12 protein-coding genes are annotated in these 19,276 nt (G+C 73.4%); 7 read left to right on the top strand and 5 right to left on the bottom strand.

All coding sequences use genetic code 11. The features are described from left to right. Positions 1-5 precede the first annotated feature (5 nt). Positions 6-980: a Bug family tripartite tricarboxylate transporter substrate binding protein gene (locus tag JJI54_RS24895; RefSeq protein WP_203076111.1), complete on the bottom strand. Its 975-nt coding sequence runs from the start codon at positions 978-980 to the stop codon at positions 6-8. Between the two features lie 143 nt (positions 981-1,123). Between JJI54_RS24895 and JJI54_RS24890 the strand changes: the two genes are divergently transcribed. Genes JJI54_RS24890 through JJI54_RS24880 form a run of 3 tightly spaced genes read left to right on the top strand, consistent with a single transcriptional unit; the run spans position 1,124 to position 3,976 of the window. Continuing rightward, positions 1,124-2,236 carry an NAD(P)/FAD-dependent oxidoreductase gene (locus JJI54_RS24890; protein ID WP_226382073.1) on the top strand — a complete coding sequence of 371 codons (1,113 nt, stop codon included), beginning with the start codon at positions 1,124-1,126 and terminating at the stop codon, positions 2,234-2,236. Next, positions 2,217-2,516, top strand: coding sequence for a (2Fe-2S)-binding protein (locus JJI54_RS24885; RefSeq protein WP_203076109.1), 300 nt, complete (start codon positions 2,217-2,219; stop codon positions 2,514-2,516). The genes JJI54_RS24890 and JJI54_RS24885 overlap by 20 nt, the downstream gene beginning before the upstream one ends. Then, a complete protein-coding gene (locus JJI54_RS24880; RefSeq protein WP_203076108.1) occupies positions 2,513-3,976 on the top strand; it encodes an FAD-dependent oxidoreductase in 1,464 nt (487 codons plus the stop codon). Before JJI54_RS24885 ends, JJI54_RS24880 begins: the two co-directional genes overlap by 4 nt. Here JJI54_RS24880 and JJI54_RS24875 read toward each other — a convergent pair. Beyond that, positions 3,970-5,553: an MBL fold metallo-hydrolase gene (locus tag JJI54_RS24875; protein WP_203076107.1), complete on the bottom strand. Its 1,584-nt coding sequence runs from the start codon at positions 5,551-5,553 to the stop codon at positions 3,970-3,972. The genes JJI54_RS24880 and JJI54_RS24875 overlap by 7 nt on opposite strands. 101 nt (positions 5,554-5,654) lie before the next feature. On the opposite strand from JJI54_RS24875, the gene JJI54_RS24870 reads away from it, so the two are divergent. Beyond that, positions 5,655-6,392, top strand: a complete 738-nt coding sequence (locus JJI54_RS24870; RefSeq protein ID WP_318987577.1) for an LOG family protein — start codon at positions 5,655-5,657, stop codon at positions 6,390-6,392. A gap of 66 nt (positions 6,393-6,458) precedes the next feature. Here the strand turns inward: JJI54_RS24870 and JJI54_RS24865 are convergent, their stop codons facing one another. From JJI54_RS24865 to JJI54_RS24855, 3 genes are all read right to left on the bottom strand, one after another. Continuing rightward, positions 6,459-6,671 carry a hypothetical protein gene (locus JJI54_RS24865; protein WP_203076105.1) on the bottom strand — a complete coding sequence of 71 codons (213 nt, stop codon included), beginning with the start codon at positions 6,669-6,671 and terminating at the stop codon, positions 6,459-6,461. Positions 6,672-6,877: 206 nt separating this feature from the next. Continuing rightward, positions 6,878-7,084, bottom strand: a complete 207-nt coding sequence (locus tag JJI54_RS24860) for a cold-shock protein (protein ID WP_092962228.1) — start codon at positions 7,082-7,084, stop codon at positions 6,878-6,880. A gap of 260 nt (positions 7,085-7,344) precedes the next feature. Beyond that, positions 7,345-8,541, bottom strand: a complete 1,197-nt coding sequence (locus JJI54_RS24855) for a protein kinase family protein (protein ID WP_203076104.1) — start codon at positions 8,539-8,541, stop codon at positions 7,345-7,347. A gap of 286 nt (positions 8,542-8,827) precedes the next feature. On the opposite strand from JJI54_RS24855, the gene JJI54_RS32850 reads away from it, so the two are divergent. The 3 genes from JJI54_RS32850 to JJI54_RS24840 all read left to right on the top strand — a co-directional run bounded on the left by JJI54_RS32850 (position 8,828) and on the right by JJI54_RS24840 (position 19,268). Next, positions 8,828-14,365 (top strand): glycosyltransferase family 2 protein, encoded by a 5,538-nt coding sequence (locus tag JJI54_RS32850; protein WP_203076103.1) that lies wholly within the window; start codon positions 8,828-8,830, stop codon positions 14,363-14,365. A 306-nt stretch (positions 14,366-14,671) separates the two neighbouring features. Further along, positions 14,672-16,678, top strand: a complete 2,007-nt coding sequence (locus tag JJI54_RS24845; protein ID WP_203076102.1) for a DUF6212 domain-containing protein — start codon at positions 14,672-14,674, stop codon at positions 16,676-16,678. A 58-nt stretch (positions 16,679-16,736) separates the two neighbouring features. After that, complete coding sequence (locus JJI54_RS24840; RefSeq protein ID WP_203076101.1) at positions 16,737-19,268, top strand: glycosyltransferase; 2,532 nt, start codon at positions 16,737-16,739, stop codon at positions 19,266-19,268. Positions 19,269-19,276: the final 8 nt, after the last annotated feature.

Here is a 19,276-nt window from a genome sequence, read left to right as displayed (position 1 = left end):
CGGCTTCAGTCCACCGTGATGCCCATGCTGGGGATCAGGCGCGCCCAGCGCTCGCGCTCCGTCCGCAGCATGGCCGCCGCCTGTTCCGCCGTGCCGCCCACGGGCTCCGCGCCCAGGCTGCGCATCCAGGCGATGGCGTCGGGGGTGCGGATGGCGCGGTTCAGCTCCGCGTTCAGCCGCGCCACCACCGCCGGCGGCAGGCCCTTCGGCCCCACCACCACCTGCCAGGAGGACACCGTCAGCTCCGGCAGGCCGAGCTCCGCGAAGGTCGGCACATCCGGCAGCGCCGCGCTGCGCTGCGCCGTCGTCACCGCGATGGCGCGCACCCGTCCCTCCCGCGCCAGGGGGATGGTGGTGGTGACGTTGTCCACGAACAGCTTGATCTCGCCGCCCATGATCGCCGTCAGCGCCGCCGCCGATCCGCGATAGGTGATGTGCTGCAGGTTGAGCCCCAGCGCGCGGGACATCAGCGCGCCGGTCAGGTGGTTCGATGACCCCGGCCCGACCGAGGCATAGGGCTCCTCCGGCCGCCGCCGCAGCCATTCCACGAAGGCCGGCCAGGCCTGGGGCACGTCCAGCCCGCCAACGATGACATTGGGCTGGTCCCAGACATGGATCAGCGGCGTGAAATCCTCCGCCGCGTTGTAGGGCAGGCGCCCCGGCGTCAGCGCCGGGTTCACCGCCAGCGGGCCCATGGGGGAGAGCGACATGGTCAGCCCGTCCGGCTGCGCCTTGGCCGCCGCATCCAGCGCCAGCTGCGCGCCGGCGCCGGGCCGGTTCTCCACCACCACGGCCTGGCCCAGCGCCTGGGTCAGGCTGTCCGCCAGCTTGCGCGCCAGGATGTCCGCCGCCCCGCCGGGCGGGAAGCCCACCAGCATGCGCAGCGGCCGTCCCGGCTGCCACGTCGCCTGGGCGGAGGCCCCGCCCGTGATCGCCACCGCGGGCAGCAGCCCCGCCATCGCGCGTCGCGTGATCCGCATTGTCCCATCCCCCGCCTGCCTGTGGGATACAGGCTACACACACCGGGCAACCGCCGTGAAGGCGCCGCTTGCGGGGCGGGGCTTCCCTGGTCGCCCCGTGGCGCGCCGCCTATGCTGCGCCCGGGATGCAAGGGGAATGGCAGATGGAGGCCGATGTCACCGTCATCGGTGGCGGGCTGGTGGGGTCCTGCATGGCCTACGGCCTGGCGCGGCTCGGCGCCCGCGTGCTGGTGCTGGATGAGGGCGATGTGGCGCGCCGCGCCTCCCGCGCCAATTTCGCCCTGGTCTGGGTGCAGTCCAAGGGCATGGGCATGCCGCAATATTCGGCCTGGTCCTACGGCTCCTCCGAACGCTGGGCGGGATTCGCGGCCGATCTGCGGGAGGAGACCGGCATCGACGTGGTGCACCAGCGCCCCGGCGGCTTCGCGCTCTGCCTCTCCGATGACGAGATGGAGGCGCGCACGCGCTACATCCAGCGCCTGCAGGCCCAGCCCGGCGCGCCCGCCATTCCCTATCAGGTGCTGGACCATGCCGGCACGAAGCGGATGCTGCCGGATATCGGGCCGGATGTGGTGGGCGCGATCTATTCGCCGGCCGATGGCCATGTGAATTCGCTGAAGCTCTTCCGCGCGCTGCATGTCGCGAACGGCAAGCGCGGCGTGACCTATCGCCCCGAGAGCGTCGTCGACTCGATCGAGGTCCGCGATGGCGGCTTCCGCATCACCGGCGCCTGGGGCGAGGCGCGCAGCGCGCGCGTGGTGCTGGCGGCGGGCCTCGGCAATGCCAGGCTTGCGCCGATGGTCGGCCTCCATGCGCCGGTCATTCCCTCCAAGGGCCAGGTGCTGGTGACGGAGAAGGTCGCGCCCTTCCTCCACTACCCCATGGGCACCATCCGCCAGACCGACGAGGGCGGCGTGATGATGGGCGACAGCCAGGAGGATGCGGGCTTCGACACGGTCGTGACGAACCCCGTCATCTCCGTCATGGCGGAACGCGCCATGCGCGGCTTTCCGCTGCTGCGTGACCTCAATGTCGTGCGCACCTGGTCGGCATCCCGCGTCATGTCGCCGGACGGCTTCCCGATCTATGCGCAGTCGAAGTCGGCCCCCGGCGCCTTCGTCGTCACCTGCCATTCCGGCGTCACGCTGGCGGCCGCGCATGCGCTGACGCTGGCGCCGCAGATCCAGGCCGGCGCGCTGGCGGATGAGCTTTCCTGTTTCAGCGGCACGAGGTTCCATGTTCCGCAGGCTGCCTGACTCCCCCGCGGAGACGCTTCGCTTCACCTTCGATGGCGCACCGCTGACGGCGCGGCGCGGCGATACGGTGGCCGCCGCGCTGCTCGCCAACGGCATCGCCACCTGCCGCGCGACGCCGGCCAAGGGCACGCCGCGCGGGCCCTATTGCCTGATGGGCGTCTGCTTCGAATGCCTGGTCACCATCGACGGCACCGGCAACCGCCAGGGCTGCCTGGTGGCGCTGGAGGAGGGCATGCGCGTCGAAACCCAGGCCGGCGCGCGAAAGGCGGTCGCGCCATGAATCGCATCACCGAAGCGGCGCAGCTCGACGCGCGCTACGACCTCGTCATCATCGGCGCCGGCCCCGCGGGACAGTCCGCCGCCATCGCCGCCGCGGGCCTCGGCATCGCGACGCTGGTGGTGGATGAGAACATGGCCCCCGGCGGCCAGATCCATCGCGGCATCACCACCACGCCGGTGACCGACCGCGCCGTGCTGGGGGAGGATTACTGGCGCGGCCTGCCCATCGCACAGCGCTTCCTGGCCGCCGCCGTGGACTACGCCCCCGGCGCCAAGCTGTTCAGCCTGCTGCCTTCGGGCGACGAGCCCGGCCGCCATGCGGAGATCGAGCTCGGCGTTTCCATCGCCGGTCAGGCGCGGCCGGTCTTCGCGGGCCAGGTCATCGTCGCGACGGGTGCCATGGAACGCCCCTTCCCCATCCCCGGCTGGACGCTGCCCGGCGTGCTGACGGCGGGCGCGGCGCAGATCGCGCTGAAGGCGCATGGGCTGGTGCCGCAGGGCCGCGTGGTGCTGGCCGGCACGGGGCCGCTGCTGCTGCTGGTGGCCGCGCAGCTCCGCGCCGCGGGCGCCACCATCGCGGCGGTGCTGGATACGACGCCCGGCGCCAACCGCGCCGGCGCGCTGCGCCATGCACTCGGCTTCCTGCGCTCCCCCTATCTCGGGAAAGGCCTGGCGCTGCTGGCCAAGGCGCGCGGCGGGCCGCGGCGCATCGCGGGCGTCACGGGGCTGAAGGCGGAAGGCGATGACCGGCTCCGCGCCGTCACCTTCACCGCCGGCGGCGCCGCGCAGCGCATCGAGGCCGATGTGCTGCTGCTGCACCAGGGCGTGGTGCCGAACACTGTCATCTCCAACGCCATCGGCTGCGCGCATCACTGGGACGAGGCGCAGCTCTGCTGGGTGCCGAAGCGCGACGAGTGGCTCCTCAGCAGCGTCGCGGATGTCGCCATCGCCGGCGATGGCGGCGGCATCGCGGGGGCGGAATGCGCGGCGGAGTCGGGCACGCTCGCCGCCCTCGGCGCCGCGCATCGCCTGGGCCGCATCGACGCGGCGGAGCGTGACCGCCGCGCCGCCCCCATCCGCGCGGCGCTGGAGAAGCTCGGCCGCGGCCGCGGCTTCCTCGACGCGCTCTACCGCCCCGCCACCGCGGACCGCATCCCGGCGGAGGACAGCACCATCGTCTGCCGCTGCGAGGAGATCACGGCCGGCCAGCTGCGGGAGGCCGTGGCCGGCGGCGCCACCGGGCCGAATCAGCTCAAGGCCTTCCTCCGCTGCGGCATGGGGCCGTGCCAGGGCAGGCTCTGCAACCTGACGGTGACGGAGCTGGTGGCGCAGGCGCGCGTCATCACGCCGGAACAGGCCGGCACCTATCGCCTGCGCCCGCCCTTCAAGCCGGTGACGGTGGCGGAGATCGCCTCCCTCCCCCAGACCAACGCGGCGGTGAAGGCGGTGGTGCGCTACTGAAGCGCCTGGCGCAGCCGCTCCAGCAGCGCGTTGCGGGAAGCCTCGTCGGGCGCGCGCTCGATCGCATCCTCGATGCCCAGCAGCAGCGCCGCGCGGGCATTGTGCCAGTCGGGGCGGCCGACCGAAGCGGCATCGCCCCGCCTTCCGGGTGCGGCGATCGCCACCGGCGCGGCGCCGGGCGCCAGGGTGTAGGACTGGTCCAGCACGGGCCGCAGGATGCGGTCGGCGGGCACGATGCCCCTGCCCTCCACGCGCTTCGCCAGGCCCTCGATCGCCTCCTCCTCCCCATGCACCAGGAAGACGCTGCCGGCGATGGGCCCGCGCGCCGCGATCCAGCGGCCGAGTTCCGGCCCATCCGCATGGCCGGAATAGCCCTGCATCATGGCGATGCGCGCGGCGACGCCGAAGGTCTCGCCCTGGATGCGCACGCGCCGCGCGCCATCCTGCAACAGCCGGCCGAGCGTGCCGCTGGCCTGGTAGCCCACCAGCGTGACCAGCGCATTGGCCTCGTGCAGGTGCTGCTTCAGGTGGTGGCGGATGCGCCCGGCATCGCACATGCCGCTGCCCGCCAGCACGATGCCGAAGCCCTCCGCGCGCGCGAGCTCGCGGCTTTCATTGGCGTCCTGCACATGCCGCACCAGGGGCGAGGCCAGCGCATCGCGCATCGCCGCCCCTTCCGGCATCGTGTCCGCATGGCGCGTGAAGATGCGCGTGGCGCGGCTGGCCAGCGGGCTGTCGATATGGATCAGCGCGCGCGGCGCCAGCCCTTCCTGCATCAGCCGCACCAGGTCGAAGACGACTTCCTGCGCGCGCTCCACGGCGAAGCTCGGGATCAGCATCGTGCCCTGCCGCTCCGCCGCCCAGCGCACCAGCTTCGCGAGTTCCGCGCGGCGCGCCTCCGGCGTCACGGCGGGCCGATCCTCGTCGCCATAGGTGCTCTCGCAGATCACATGGTCGAGGCTCGCCGGCGCCTCCGGCCCCTGCTGCAGGCCGCCCGCATCGGGGCCGATATCGCCGGAGACGAGCAGCCGCAGCGCGGGCGGGCCCGCGACCTCGATCTCGATGGAGGCGGCGCCCAGCATGTGCCCCGCCGGCCACCAGCGCGCGCGGATGCCCTTCCCCGGTTTCAGCCAGGCGCCGGGCTCGATCGGGCTGAAGGCGCCCATGGCGCGTTCCGCATCGGCGGCGGTGTAGATCGGCGCCAGCATCCCGTCGCGCCCGCGGCGCCGGTTGCGGCGGTTCAGCTGCTCCACCTCCGTCTCCTGGATATGGCCGCTGTCGGGCAGCATGACGGAACAGAGGTCGGTGGTGGCGGGCGTCGCGTGGATGCGGCCGCGGAAGCCCTGCTTCACCAGCTTCGGCAGCAGCCCCGCATGGTCGATATGCGCATGCGTCAGCAGCACGAAGTCGATGCCACGCGGATCGAAGGGGAAGGGCTCGTGGTTCAGCGCCTTCAGCGTCTTCGGCCCCTGGAACATGCCGCAATCCACCAGGAAGCGCGTGCCGTCCGAGTCGAAGAGCAGGCAGGAGCCGGTAACGGTGCGGGCGGCACCGCAGACGGTGAGCGAGACAGGCATCGCATCCTCCGCGCCGCGTGTTTCCCGGCGGCTTGCTGGCGCGCATCATGGGCGCTGCATCACGGGGGAGGCAACCGATGGGCAGGCGGCCGCGGCGCGGCGTGACGAATCAGGACGCCGCCTATCGCCTGGCGCTGTTCGACCGCGAATTCCTGCTGAGCCCCGCCATGCGCGGCGTGCGGCTGCAGGTGGAATGCGCCAAGGCGGATGAGGCGCTGCGCGCCTGGGGCGTGCGATCCACCATCGTCGTCTTCGGCGGCTCGAGGGTGCGGGAGGATGGGCCGGGCGACCAGCCGCGCTGGTATGCGGAAGCCCGCGCCTTCGGCCGCATCGCCAGCGAACGCGGCGGCGCGCTGCAGCCGGTGGCGGGCGTGCGGGACCATGTGATCGCGACGGGCGGCGGCCCGGGGATCATGGAGGCGGCGTGTCGCGGCGCGCATGACGTCGGCGCGCCGGCCATCGGCTTCAACATCCGCCTGCCGCAGGAACAGGCGCCGAATCCCTACACCACGCCGGCGCTGACCTTCCAGTTCCACTACTTCGCCATCCGCAAGCTGCACCTGGCGATGCGGGCGCGGGCGCTGGTGGTCTTCCCCGGCGGCTTCGGCACGCTGGACGAGCTGTTCGAGCTGCTGACGCTGCGCCAGACGGGACGCCTCGGCCCCGTGCCGATCATCCTGGTGGATGAAGGCTACTGGCGCGGCCTGATCCGGTGGGAGGCGCTGGAGGAAGCGGGCATGATCGCGCCCGGCGAGCTGGCGCTGCTGCGCTTCGCGGGGGATGCGGAGACAGCGTGGCACGCCATCGCGGCCGCGCTGCCGATCCAGCTATCGCGGTAGCGCGCGAGGGTCAGCCGAAGGGGCCGCTGGCGCGATCTTCAGCCCAAGGAGCCGCTGGCGCGGCCGTCAGCCGAAGGGGCCGCTCGCGCGGCCACGCATCTGGCTTTCGCGCACGATGCGTTCATGCCCGTCGCGCGAATGCTTCACGCGGTATTCGCGGTCCACCTGGTCGTTCGGCAATTGCCGCACGATGGTGTAGGTGCCCGCGGGCGCGGAGCCATCATAGCGGCCCGGCACGAATTCGATGGTCTGGCCGACCGCGAAGCTGTGGCGTGCCATGGGCTGTCCTCGCGGAGCGCGCAGCCCCGGGTCAGGCGGGGGCGGAAGGGCTGGCGGTCCGCGCGCCAGACGATCCTTCGTCGAAGCTCAGCCCGGGATGCACGGCATCCCGCAAAGCGAAACGGCGGGCGCTCGTCGCGCCCGCCGCCTCGAAGCCACTGCTCGAAGCAGGATCCGAAGCGGGTTGCCCCGCCCCGGAACCGGCCTCAGGCCGCGCGCAGGTTGGTCGCGGAGGTCTTGCCCTCGCGGCCCTGCTGGATCTCGTAGGAGAGCTTGTCGCCCTCGCGCGGCTCCTGCAGGCCGGAGCGCTGGACGTCGGAGATGTGCAGGAACACGTCCTTGGAGCCGTCATCCGGCTGAATGAAGCCGTAGCCCTTTGTCGCGTTGAACCACTTAACGGTACCGGTCGCCATGAGGATATCCCCTTCATGTCTGTGTCCCGACGCATGAACGCCACACGCCGGATCGAGCTTTGAGGGGAAACGAAACCCGGGCTCGGCGCTCGATCACGAGCAAGGAGAGCAGGCCGAACCAAACAAGGCTGACGGGAACACTATGGTCCCTTCCGCCCGCCACCGCAACCCATAACTGCGGCGGCGACACGCCAGGGTGGTCACGCCCTCGCGCGCTGCATCCCCCGCCGGCGCCCAGGCGACACGTTCAGGCGACGCGTTCAGGCGTGGCGCACCAGCTTCTCCAGCCACCGCGCGGCCAGTTCCAGCTTGTGGTCCCGCAGCGCCTTGTGCCAGCCCCAGAGCGAGGCCATCAGCATCAGGTTGCGGCCCGTCGCCTCCGGCGGCAGCGCGCGGGCCCATTCGATGCGGTCCACCTCCGGCTCGGGCAGCGATTCATCCGTCACGTAGAAGCGCCAGCCCGTGCCGATCGGCGCCAGCGCCCAGTGGTCCCAGTCGATGATGGTCATGCTGCCTTCGGCATCCACCAGGATGTTCCCGCAATGCATGTCGTCGTGGAACACGAAGAGCGGCATGGCGTGCAGCACCGCGACGATCTGGTCGAAGCGGCGCGTCAGGATCAGCGCGACATCATCCACCGAATAGGCGCGCAGATGCGGCTCCACCCCCGATGGCAGGCTGCGGGCGGCCAGCTGCTTCAGCCGGTCAAGAAAGACCGGCACCAGGCTCGGCGCCTTGGCCAGGCCCGCCGGCGGCACCAGCGCCCAGTAGCGGTAGAGCAGCTCGTCATGCGTCGCCATCCAGCGCTCGATCGGCAGCGGCGCGCCGTCGAAGAAGGCCTGGAAGATGGAGACGAAGGGCTCGGCCTCCAGCGTGCCGAAATGCCGCGGCGCCATCAGCCGTTCCGCCTCGACATGGGCGAAAAGGAGATGCTCCGCCCGCACGCGGCGCAGGTCGCGCTTCTCCGTCCGCATCACCTTCTCGACGACCGAAAGCGGGGGCCCGCCATCGGCGAAGGTGATGTCGTGGCGGAACAGCGCCATGCCGATCAGCCCCGGCCGCATCCGCGTGGTGGCCAGCCCCGCCACCGCCCGCCCGATGCGCGCGCCCAGGAAGGCGCCGAGCCGTTCCATCACCGGCGTCGCCTCGAACCGCGCGATGAAGGCGTCCTGCAGGATGGCGCGCTCCGCCATCGCCTCGACCAGCCAGCCATGGCGCCGGTGCCCGGCTTCCACCAGCAGCGCATAGGCCAGCTTCGCCTCCTGCCAGCGGGATGCCGCGGGCAGCGCCTCCGCCACCGCCAGCAGGGGCGCGGCATCGTCCAGGCAGGTCTCGGGCAGGCAGGCTTCCGGCGGGCGCCCCAGCACAGGCGCCAGCCGCGCCGCCGCGGCGGCACGGTCGCCCGCCTGCAGCAGGGCCCACGCCTCCGTCAGCGCATCCTCCATCCGCTCGGCCACCCTTGTCATCGTCCCCCGGTCGGCGCCGCGCCGGGACAGGCTGGCGGCGAAGCATCACGCGGCATGCGGTAGCGTTCCATCCCGGCGCTCCTGCCATGCCAGGGCGCGTTCGTTGAACCGAACTCGCGAGAATGTGACATAGTCTTTACGCCCCGCCAAACCGCCCCTAGAAGGCATGGCCCATGGCGCCGTGCACCGATGGTGCGCGGGAAGCCTCCCGAGGGGTGACGATGGCGGCAAGGAGCCGGGGTTTCGCCGGTGGCGGCCGGGCCGGGGTAGCGGGTTGATGATGATGATCTACCGCTGCGTCTGCTACCCGCGGACCGGTACCTGGGACAGCCTCAACCTCGACCTCGACGAGAAGAACATCCTCTTCCACGTCTCGGTGCGCCCGGACCGCCGGCAGATCGTGGTCAACGAACTCGTGGACGGCGCCTGGGGCCTGGAACGCACGGTGCCCGTGGACCTCTCGGCCACCGAGGTGCTGCCGCTGGTCGTGATCTGCACGCCCGCGCATATCCACCTCCTCGTCGCCGGCGAGGTGCGGGCCACCGTCGCGGTGCAGTGGCCGGAAGGCCGGCAGGTCAGCGTCCGCAGCAGCATGGCCTGGTTCGCCACGCCGCCCTTCCCGCCCTTCGCCGGGGCCGCCGATGCGCCCGGGGCCGCCGCGCGCCCCGGCTGGCTGCCCGGGGAGGGTATCGGCGCCGAGGCGCTGCGCGGCTTCGTGGCGGCGCCGGGCTGGCAGGGCGGGCCGGTCGCCATCACCATCGGCGCGGAACGCTTCACCGCCCAGGCCATGCCCGCGCCCTCCGCCCCCGGCCTGCCCGCGGGCTTCGTCGTGCCGCTGGACCCCGCGGCGCGGGATGCGCTGGCGCAGGCGGAAGCGCATGCGCGCCTCGCCACCCGGGTGACGATCGATTTCAGCCGCGACCCGGCCGCCCCCATCATGGCGGAGGGCTGGGTGAACCCGCCCGGCGTGGTCGAAGGCGTCGCGGAGGGGCGGATCACGGGCTGGGTGCGCGCCCGCGGCGCCGCGCCGCGGCTCGACCTGCTGCTGGATGGCGTGCCGGTGCAGGCGCAGGTCGCGCTGGGGGCGGAGCCGCGCTTCCCGCGGGATTCGCTGCTCGGCGCGCCCCGCGCGCGCGATGGCGGCGGCGATGGCTATGCGCCGGAACGCCGCAGCGCCTTCACCATCGATGTGCCGGCGGAGGTGCTGGCCCGCGCCCGCGCCAGCGGCGCCACGCTGCAGGTGATGGGCGACGGCGCCAAGCTGGTCGGCGGCAGCCTGGCCTTCGGCGCGCGGGCGCCGGCGGCGGAAGCGGCCGCCGCCGCGCCCCCCGCGCCCGAGGCGGTGGAGGAGACCGTCGCCTCCGGCCAGCGGGGCGGCGCGGTGCAGGTGCTGCGCATGGATGTCCCGCCGGCGAGCGGCGAGGATGTCTGGCTCGACCTCGTCGCGCCGAATGGCGACATCCCGCTGCACCTCCGCTACCGCGCGGCGGAGAACTGGATCGTCACCAACCATTGCACCGCCGGGGAATGGGGGTCGGAGACGGTGCTGGGCCGCCTCCCCTCCTCCTGGTACCGCCTGCTGGTGGATGTGGAGATCGGCGCCGGGCGCTGCATCATCGCGGTCAACCACCAGCCCTGGGGCGCGGTGACGAGCGAGCTGCTGGGCAGCGAGGAACTGACCGTGCGCGGCCCGCACCAGCGCTTCGCCCGCGCCGCCCCGCGCACCGCCCCGCCGCCGCCCTGGCCCGTGCCGCCCTGCGGCGCGGTGGACCGCATCCTGCGCGACGCCGTGATGGGCTGGGCCGCCGATGCGCCGCCGGAGGCGATGCTGGAGATCGACATCGGCGAAGGGCCGGTGCGCATCGCGCCGCGCTGGGTGGAGCTGCCGGGGCTGGCGGCGCGGCTCGGCCGGCCCGGCGCGCGGCTGGGGTTCGAGGCCCCGCTGCCGGAGGCGCTGCGCGGGCGGCTCGGCCGCCATGCGCGCCTGGCCCGGCTGTCGCTGGATGGCCGGCCGCTCAGCCTGCCGCCCGCCTGGGGCAGCGCGGTGACGGAGGTGGATGGCTTCGTCCTGCGGGGCGAGGTGGTGGGCACGCCCGCCGGGCGGACGCCCCGGCTCGGCCTGATGGTCGGCGGCCGGGCGCGGGAGGTGGCGAGCGTGGTCTGGGCGGAACAGCCCCTGCCCGGCCTGCGCGCCGGCGGCGGCAGCCAGGCCCGCCATGGCTTCGAGATCGAGCTGCCCGGCACGATCTGGACCGACGCCGCCCGGACGGAAGGCGCGGTGGCGCGCGACGTGACGCTGGAGGTGACGGTGGATGGCCGGGTGATCGACCCGGGCCGCCTGCTCTTCACCCGCGGCATGGCGCAGCATGCGCTGCTGCGCGCGGCGCAGGCCGGGGATGCCAGCCCGGCGGCGCAGTGCAACGCGCTGCTGGCGGCGGAACACCTGGCCTTCGGCCGCTTCCTGCCGGACCTGCCGGCGGAAGCCGCGCGCTTCCACCGCGATTTCGTCCGCCGGATGAAGCTGGACGCCTTCCTGGCCCGCCAGGCCCCGGCCCAGCCCGGCCCCGCCGCGCCGGGCCAGGCCGCCCCGGACCCGACGGCAGAGGACAGCCAGCGCATCGCCGTCTGGCGCGCGCTGCGCGCGGTGAATGCCCGGCTGACCGCCGAGGGCGAGCCCATCTTCTACCATGCGAGGCTGGTGGAGGCGGCGGAGCGGCTGGAGGGCGAGGCGCGGGAGCATTTCTGGTTCGGCCTGGTGCCGACGCTCTGCGTCACCGACGAACTGCCCCTGCTCGGCCGCGCCGTCCCGCTCGCCACCTGGTTCCACCATGAGGAACGGCCGGATGGCTGGGCGCTCAGCTCCGTCATCGCGCTGCTGGCCGCGGCCGGGGAGGCGCGGCGCGCGACCGATGCGCTCTACAAGCTGGCGGGCAGCATGCAGGGCTGGATCAACACCGCCTGCATCGGCTTCGCCCTGCGCCACCTGGAAGGCCGCGCGGCGGAAGGCCTGCTGGCGGAGGCGGAGCTGGAGCGGTTCCGCTACGCCTTCCTCGCGCTGCTCGACGCCTTCAAGGGCGAATGGTTCTCCCGCCTGCATGACCGGCACCTGGTGGAGGCGCTGGTCCTGCTGATGGACCGGCGGCGCCTGATGCCGGACTACCTGGCGCAGGACATGGTGCGCGCGGCGCTGCGGCATTACGGCCTGTCCCCCGCCTTCTGGTCGCGCTGGCAGGGCGGGCCGGCCCGGCGGGAAGCGGGGCCGGACACGCTGCTGGCCGTCGCGCACCGGCGCTTCCGGCAGCTGGAAGCGGCGCTCGGCGATCCCGCGCGGGTGGACCAGCGGCTCGGCACCCTGCACGCCGCGCTGCAGTTCTTCCGCGGGCATGGCAACCCGGAAGCCGTCATCTGGCAGCGCGAGCTGGCGGCGCATGGGCTGCGCCCCGGCAGCACCGCCAACCCCGGCACGCTCGGCCGGCTGCTGGCGGACCTCGTCACCATCGACCAGCGGGATGCGGTGCGGATCGCCGCCATGCCGGGCCTGGCGGCGCCGGGCGGGCTCGCGGGCCTCGGCATCGCGGCGGAGGGGGTGCGGGACCTGCTGCGGGAAATGCGACCCCAGCCCCGCGGCATGACGGACCACGCGCAGCGCGCGCTCTGCCGCCTGCTGACGGCGCCCGAGATGCCGCCGGCGGCGGCGGAGGCGCGGGAGCTGGCGGGCATGCTGGCCGATCCGCGCTACCAGCAGGTGGGCGCCGACATGCTGAGCCTGATGGCCGTGCGCCAGGCGGCGGTGCAGCACCCCGGCGCCGCGCCCATCGGCCGGGCGCTGGTGCGCCGCTTCGCCGCGGCGATGACGCGGGCGGTGGAGGAAGGCGGCGCGCCGCACCTGCCCGCGCCGCTGCTGGCCGGCCTATCGCGCCTGCTGCATGTGCTGGAAGGCCAGCGCCTGCCGGAGATGGCGGAGGCGGTGACGGCGCTGCAGGCGCTGAAGGACGCCATCCACCTGCGCTTCCGCCACCTGCATGACGAGGCGCTGACGCCGGTGGCGCGCCCCGCCATCGCCTTCGACCCCGCCGCGCTGGCGGGCGACGTGCTGGTCTGCGTCTATTCCTGCAACAAGTACCTGGACAGCCGCGTCGCCGCGATCCGGGAGACCTGGATGCAGGACCTGGCCGCCATCGGCGCGCGCTGCATCGTCATCGTGGGCGATGGCGACGACCGGCTGGATGGGGACGTGCTGCGCCTGGCGGTGTCCGACAGCTACGAGGACCTGCCGCAGAAGACGCTGCGCATGGTGGAATGGGTGCACGCCAACACCGATGCGCAATACCTCATCAAGATCGACGACGATTGCTACCTGAGCACGGAGAACTACTTCGGCACGCTGGACTACCGCGCGCACCACTACCATGGCCGGGTGCTGGAACGCGCCATCGGCGGCACGGACCGCGCCTGGCACCACCTGAAGTCCAGCAGCGACCGGGCGCGCAGCATCGACCGGTCGCCGGAGCCGTCGCGCTACTGCGATGGCGGCGGCGTCTACTGCCTCTCCCGCTTCGCCATGGGCAGGCTGGTCGCGGCCGCCGCGCGGCGGGAGGGCCAGCGCCTCGTCGCCCGGTCCTTCATGGAGGACAAGCTGGTCGGCGACCTGCTGGCCATGGAGGAGATCTTCCCCGACAACACCGACTACGAAAGCTACCAGCGCCGCCGCACCTTCGGCACCGCGCATCCCATCGGCATCTACGAGAACACCTTCTTCCCGAGCGCGCTGGGCCCCGCGCGGGTGGCGCATCTCGACCTCGACCGCGACCAGGCGCGCGCGCATGCGCTGCGCGGGCAGCTCGACCTCAGCCCGAAGAAGCTCTGGCCGAGCTTCGCCTCCGTCGGCACGGACCACACCCACCACCAGCTGGAACTGCTGAGCGACGGGGAGGTGCTGGCCCGCGCGCAGGCGGAACCGGTCGGCGTGGTGCTGGCGGCGCGCAACGAGATGACGATGCTGCCGCACCTGCTGGACCATTACCGCTCGATCGGCGTGCGGGCCTTCTACGCGGTGGACAATGCCTCCGACGACGGGTCGCGCGAATGGCTGCTCGCCCAGCCCGACGTCGTCGTCTATTCCGCGGCGGGCGAGTACCGCACCTCCCATTACGGCGTCACCTGGCAGCAGACGGTGCTGGCGCATCATTTCGTCAGCCGCTGGGCGGTGGTGGCGGATGCGGATGAATTCCTGATCTACCCCGGCTGGCGCAACCGCGGCCTGATGGAGCTGATCGCGGCGGTGGAGGCCGAGCGCGCCAATGCCGTGCCGCTCTGGATGGTGGACATGTACCCGGCCGGGCCGCTGGAGGAGGCGGATTTCGCCGCCCGCCCGCCCTTCGAGGCCGCGACCTGGCTGGACCGCGAACCGGTGCACGCCTTCCGCCTGACCAGCTGCTTCTACAGCAACCGCTGCCAGCAGGTCTCCGCCCTGCGCCACCGCCTGCTGCCGGACAGCGAACCGAACGGCTTCGTGGCGGAGAAGGTGGCGCTGTTCCGCTACCAGCCCTGGATCCGCGTCAGCGAGGGGATCCACAGCGCCGCCAATGTGCGCCTGTCCCGCCAGCCCGCGGTCTTCGCGCACTTCAAATACCATGCCGGCTTCCGCCGGAAGATCCTGGAGGAGATCAGCCGCGGCCAGCACTACAACGGCGCGGCCGAATACAAGCGCTACGCCGCCATGGTCGCGGAAAGCGCCGGGGCCTTCGGGCAGGAAGGCCTGTCGGTGCAACTCGGCGCCGATGGCTTCCTGCCGCCGGAGAGTCGCGGGCGCTGAATCAATCGTCTCGAAAATAAGATTTGTGGATCACTTCGTCGCGAGGTCGGGTCTGCCCGCCCGGGTCATCGGCCGGCGGCGCACGAGGCCGCGGATCGCAAGGCAAGCATTCACAACAGGTTAACAAGTGCCTGCCAGCCCTGTCCTGCCCCTGGGGCTTGCCAAGGCCCCGGGGCGGGTCATGTCATGGGATTGACATCGACGCCCACCCCGTGCCGGGCCTCGGTTAGTCTCAATAAAAAAACTTTTCACAATAAAACATAGTGCGTAGCGTGCCACCGGCTGTCACGAGTTTGTCAGAAACCCATGTTGATCGCGCAGCACCCGCGGACAGGCGACCAGGCCCTGCTCGCCTCCTCGGAGGCTGGCGCGGCCCCCCTGCGCCCGCCCGCGCTCCCGCCCTCCCTCGTCGCCGCGATGCGGGAGCCGGTGCTGCTGATCGCCGCCGTCGAGTTCAACCTGGCGCGGGACGTGCTGGCCGTGCCCGTCCCGGTCCTGGCCATCGAGCATGACGCGGCGACGGGGCTCGTCGTCCATGCCGAGGGTGGCCGCTTCCCCCTGCCCGCCATGCCGCCGCTCTGCGTCGCCGCGCTGGCCTTCACGGAGGAGGGGGAGGCGGCGCTGCGCCTGGCCATCGAACAGGCCGCGGGCGGCGATGCCGTGCCCCCCGTCACGCGCATGCAGCCCGGGGATGCGATGGGCCTCGCCACCGCCGTCGTCTCCGGCACCACCGCGGTGCTGCGGCGGCAGGCGGCGCTGCTGGCGGGCTCGCTGCGCAGCCTCGGCCAGCTGCGCGCCGCGCATGACGACCACCAGGGCCGCCTCGCGCAGCTCGAAGCCTATGTCGCGCGCGACAACCGGCAGGATTTCGACCAGGTCTTCGCCGAGGAACCGGCGGGGGACGAGGATGCGGCCATCCGGCTCGGCCGCGGCGCCAATCTCGGCGCGCTGACGCAGCTGCTGCCCATCGCCAGCCGGGGCGTCAGCGCCATCGCGCTGCACCTGGAAGCCGCGCCGGCCGCGCCCGATGCCGTGCTGGTGGTGCGGCTGACCAGCCTGGAGGATGGGCAGGACCGCGCCGCCTGGCGGCTGCCCGCCGCGCGGCTTTCCGCCGGCTGGCAGGTGCTGGGGCTGGAACGCGCGCTGACCGGCCTGTCCCGCACGCTCCGCCTTTCGGTGGAGGTGCCGGAGGGCACGCTGGCCCTCTCCCTCGGCGGCAACCAGCCCCTGCCCGCCTTCCGCGTGAGCGGGGAGGATGGCGCGGCGCTGGCGCCCCGCAGCCTGGCCTTCCGCGTCTGGACCGGCCTGCCCGGCGTGATGCCCCCCGTCACCGGCATCGACCATGCGGAGGGGGCCGACGACCTCGGCCAGGGGTGGGAGGAAGTGCCCATCCTGCCGGAGGCGATCGAGCTGTCGCGCGACGGCGCCACCGCCCTGCGCCGCGCGCTGGATGATGACAGCCTGCCCTGCGACCCCGCCCGCGCCGGCCTCACCCTGGGCCGCATGGCCGGCGCCCTGCCCGCCGGCACGCTGGTGGCGCAGGCCACCGGCCGCGTCCTGGGCGGGGGGGAGGAGGCGGTGGAATTCGCCCTCGCCACCGCCGCCACGGCGGCGGAGGCGCTCGGCCTGGCCGGCCAGCCGACGCCCGCCATCGGCTGGTCCGGCTGGGTCATGGCCGATGAGGACGGGCTGGCGCCGCTCCGCCTGTTCCAGGCGGAAGGCGCGCCGGCGCGGGACCTCTTCGTGCTGACGCGCCGCATGGCGGGGGCGGTCGGCACGCCGCCCCGCGCCCGGCTCGGCGGCCTGCGCGCCACCGTCGCCGCGGCGCAGGCCGGCAAGACGCCGGACCAGCCGCCCCTGCCCTCCACCCTCGCGCCCCTGGTCGCGGAGGCGGATGAGACCGAGGTCGCGGAGAGCTTCGTCGCCGCGCGGGATTTCCGCGGCACCGGCTTCCACGCACTGGAAGGCGGCGGGGACCGCACCTGGCGCTGGCTGGGGGCGGAGGTGGTGCTGAAGCTCGACAACGTCTCCCGCCACGCCACGCGGATCGAGGTGCTGATCGCCGCCACCGCGCCCGGGCTGACCGAAGGCGCCATCCGCTGTTCCGTGAACGGCGTGCCGACCCGCGCCAACTTCGCCACCACCGCCGGGGCGGGGGAGGCCGGGCTGACCGCGCTGATCCCCCTGCCCCAGGCCGCGCGGCGGCGGGACCGCGCAGTGGTGCTGGACATCGCCTTCGGCCGCGCGCACCAGCCGCCCGGGGACAGCCGCGTGCTCTCCCTCGCCTGCACGGGGCTGCGCATCTCCGCCTGAAGGGCGCTTGCATTCGCCGCATCCAGGCGCCACCGTCCAGCCGCTGCACAGGGACGGCATGACCCCGCCTGCCATCGCCATCATCGTCCCGGTCTTCAAGCATCCCGGCCTGCTGCCGGAAGCGCTGGATGCCGCGCTGGCGCAGCGGGGCGGCGTTTCCGTCGCCATCGTCATCGTCGATGACGGCTGCCCCTTCGAGGAGACGCGCACCATCGCCGCCGCCTATGCCATGGCGGAGGAGCGCGTCACCTACCTCCGCAAGCGCAATGGCGGCCTCTCCTCCGCCCGCAACTTCGGCATCGACTACGCGCTGCGCGCCTGGCCGGGGCTGGAGGCGATCTACTTCCTCGATGCCGACAACCGCCTGACGCCGACCGCCATGGCCAATGCCCTCGGCCTGCTGCGCCAGGCGGGCGTGGACTGGGTCTATCCCAGCATCGACAAGTTCGGGATCGAATGGTCGGGCAACTACCAGGCGCCCTACTCGCGCCTCGCCCATGTCACCTTCGACAACATCTGCGAGGCCGGCAGCCTGGTGCATCGCCGCGTCTTCGAGGCCGGGATCCGCTTCGACGAGACGATGAAGGCGGGCTACGAGGATTGGGAGTTCTGGATGCAGGCGCTGGCGCGCGGCTTCCGCGGCCGCTGCCACCCGAGCTTCGGCCTGGAATACCGCCAGCGCGCCGAATCCATGCTGCGCGACAGCAACCGCCAGCGCGCCGGCATCCTGGCCTATATGCGGGAGAAGCATCGCGACCTCTTCTCGCTGCGCAACCTGCTGGCGTGGGAGCATGAGGAAGCGCCGCGCTTCGCGCTCTTCACCGCCGCCTCCGGCGACGTGCTGTGGTTCAGCGACGTGGCCGCGCCGCCCCGCCGCATGACGCTGGACCAGCACGCGGAATCCTTCGCGGCGGAGGAGGTGGAGCCGGAGACGCTGGGCACGCCGCCCTATGCCGTCTGGCTGCCGGAACCCGCCGTGGCCGCGCTGCGGCAGGCCGGGCTCTTCGCCAACCTGCTCTGGCACCTGCAGCGGCTCTGCGCCGCGCATCGCGCCGTCGCCATCCACCTGGAGGCCGACCCGCGCGCCATCGCGCTGGAACTGGGCGCCGCCGCGCCGGCTTCCGCCCCCATCGGCTTCGCCGCCGGCCAGGCCGCGCTGCGGGAGGCGCTGGCCGCGGAAGCGCCCGGCGGCTGGCTGGAGGCGGTGGCGGAGGATGCGGACAGCGCGGAGCTGGCGCGCCTGGTGCTGCGCTTCCCCTGCGCGGAGGAGGCGCTGCTGGTCGGCGCCCAGGCGCCCACCCCCGTGGCCACCGCCGCCCGGCTGCGGCAGGACCATGACCCGGCCCGGCGGCGCCGCTGGATCTGGCGCAAGGCCGGCGCCACCCCCGCCATCCGCAGCTATGCGGACTACCTGGCCGCCGCCATCGGCGCGGACCACGTCATGCCCCGGGCGCGGGCCGGCTTCCAGCGCCGCCATGTGGGCTTCGCCGTGCCGGGCGGCATCGCCGATGGCGTCGGCCGCGTCGCCGCCGCGCTGGCCGCGGCGCTGAAGCGGGAAGGCTTCGCCACGCATCTCTTCGTGCTGGGCGCCACCGCCGTCGCGCTCGGCGACGGGCTGCGGGACGCCTTCGACAGCGTCTCCTTCCTCGGCCGCGCGCTGCCGGCGGAAGGCCCGCACGACTTCCTCGGCCAGCGCATCGCCCTCGCCGGGGATCTGGAGGGGGCGGAACCCGCGCTGCTCGGCCTGCTGACGGAGCTGGACGTGCTGGTCTGCAGCCATGTGCCCGCGCTTTCCGCCGTGCTGGGCGACCTGCGCCGGCAGGGCGTGAAGGTGGTGGGCCACCTGCATGCGCTGGAACGCTCCGCGCTCGGCCGCGGCACCGGCCAGCCCTACCTCGCCTTGGCCTTCGAGCATGTGCACGACCTGCTGCTGGCACCCTCCGCCGCGCTGGTGGACTGGCTGCGCGGCGCGGGGGTGCCGGAGGCGAAGCTCTGCCTGCTGCCCCCCGCCGCGACGCTGGCCGTGGGCGCGGAGGAGCGGGACCGCCTGATCACCGCCCGGCGCAGCCGCCGGCCGGGGATGCTGCGCGTGGCGCTGCTGCTCGGCCCCTCCGCCAGCCCCGCGCTGCGGGAGGCGCGGCTGCGCCTGGTGGCGGCGACGCGCCAGGCCGGCCTGCCGATCGACTGGCTGGCGGTGGGGGAAGCGCTGGATGCGCGGCTGCGCCGGCGCTTCGCCCCGCTCGGCGTCGGCATGGCGGAGACGCTGGCCGATGCGGTGGCGGGGGCGGACCTGCTGCTGCTGCCGGAAGCGGCGGAAGCGACGGCACTCGCCGTGCGGGATGCCCAGCTTCTGGGCTGCGTGCCCGTGCTGCCGCCCGGCAGCCCGGCCGCGGGGCTGGTGGAAGCCGGCGGTGGCCTGCTGGCGGAGGAGGCGGCGGTGCTGCCGCTGCTGCGTGACCTCGCCACCGATCCGGGCCGCCTGGCGCGGCTTTCCGCGGCCGCGGCGGCGGAAGGCGCGGCCGCCCCGGGGTGGGACGGCGCGACGCACGCACTGCGCGCGGCGATCGCCGGCTGGTTCCCCGGGCCCTGAACCTGTCA

Source organism: Falsiroseomonas ponticola (genome assembly GCF_016805305.1).
Classification (GTDB): Bacteria; Pseudomonadota; Alphaproteobacteria; order Acetobacterales; family Acetobacteraceae; genus Falsiroseomonas; species Falsiroseomonas ponticola.
This window is presented reverse-complemented; position numbering and strand designations above follow the sequence as displayed.

What these genes read in the sequence shown, in the direction of transcription:
- JJI54_RS24885 (WP_203076109.1), top strand. Translation starts at nt 2,217, where the DNA reads ATGTTCCGCAGGCTGCCTGACTCCCCCGCGGAGACGCTTCGCTTCACC.
- JJI54_RS32850 (WP_203076103.1), top strand. Translation starts at nt 8,828, where the DNA reads ATGATGATGATCTACCGCTGCGTCTGCTACCCGCGGACCGGTACCTGG.
- JJI54_RS24865 (WP_203076105.1), bottom strand. Translation starts at nt 6,671, where the DNA reads ATGGCACGCCACAGCTTCGCGGTCGGCCAGACCATCGAATTCGTGCCG.
- JJI54_RS24860 (WP_092962228.1), bottom strand. Translation starts at nt 7,084, where the DNA reads ATGGCGACCGGTACCGTTAAGTGGTTCAACGCGACAAAGGGCTACGGC.
- JJI54_RS24880 (WP_203076108.1), top strand. Translation starts at nt 2,513, where the DNA reads ATGAATCGCATCACCGAAGCGGCGCAGCTCGACGCGCGCTACGACCTC.
- JJI54_RS24890 (WP_226382073.1), top strand. Translation starts at nt 1,124, where the DNA reads ATGGAGGCCGATGTCACCGTCATCGGTGGCGGGCTGGTGGGGTCCTGC.
- JJI54_RS24875 (WP_203076107.1), bottom strand. Translation starts at nt 5,553, where the DNA reads ATGCCTGTCTCGCTCACCGTCTGCGGTGCCGCCCGCACCGTTACCGGC.
- JJI54_RS24840 (WP_203076101.1), top strand. Translation starts at nt 16,737, where the DNA reads ATGACCCCGCCTGCCATCGCCATCATCGTCCCGGTCTTCAAGCATCCC.
- JJI54_RS24845 (WP_203076102.1), top strand. Translation starts at nt 14,672, where the DNA reads ATGTTGATCGCGCAGCACCCGCGGACAGGCGACCAGGCCCTGCTCGCC.
- JJI54_RS24895 (WP_203076111.1), bottom strand. Translation starts at nt 980, where the DNA reads ATGCGGATCACGCGACGCGCGATGGCGGGGCTGCTGCCCGCGGTGGCG.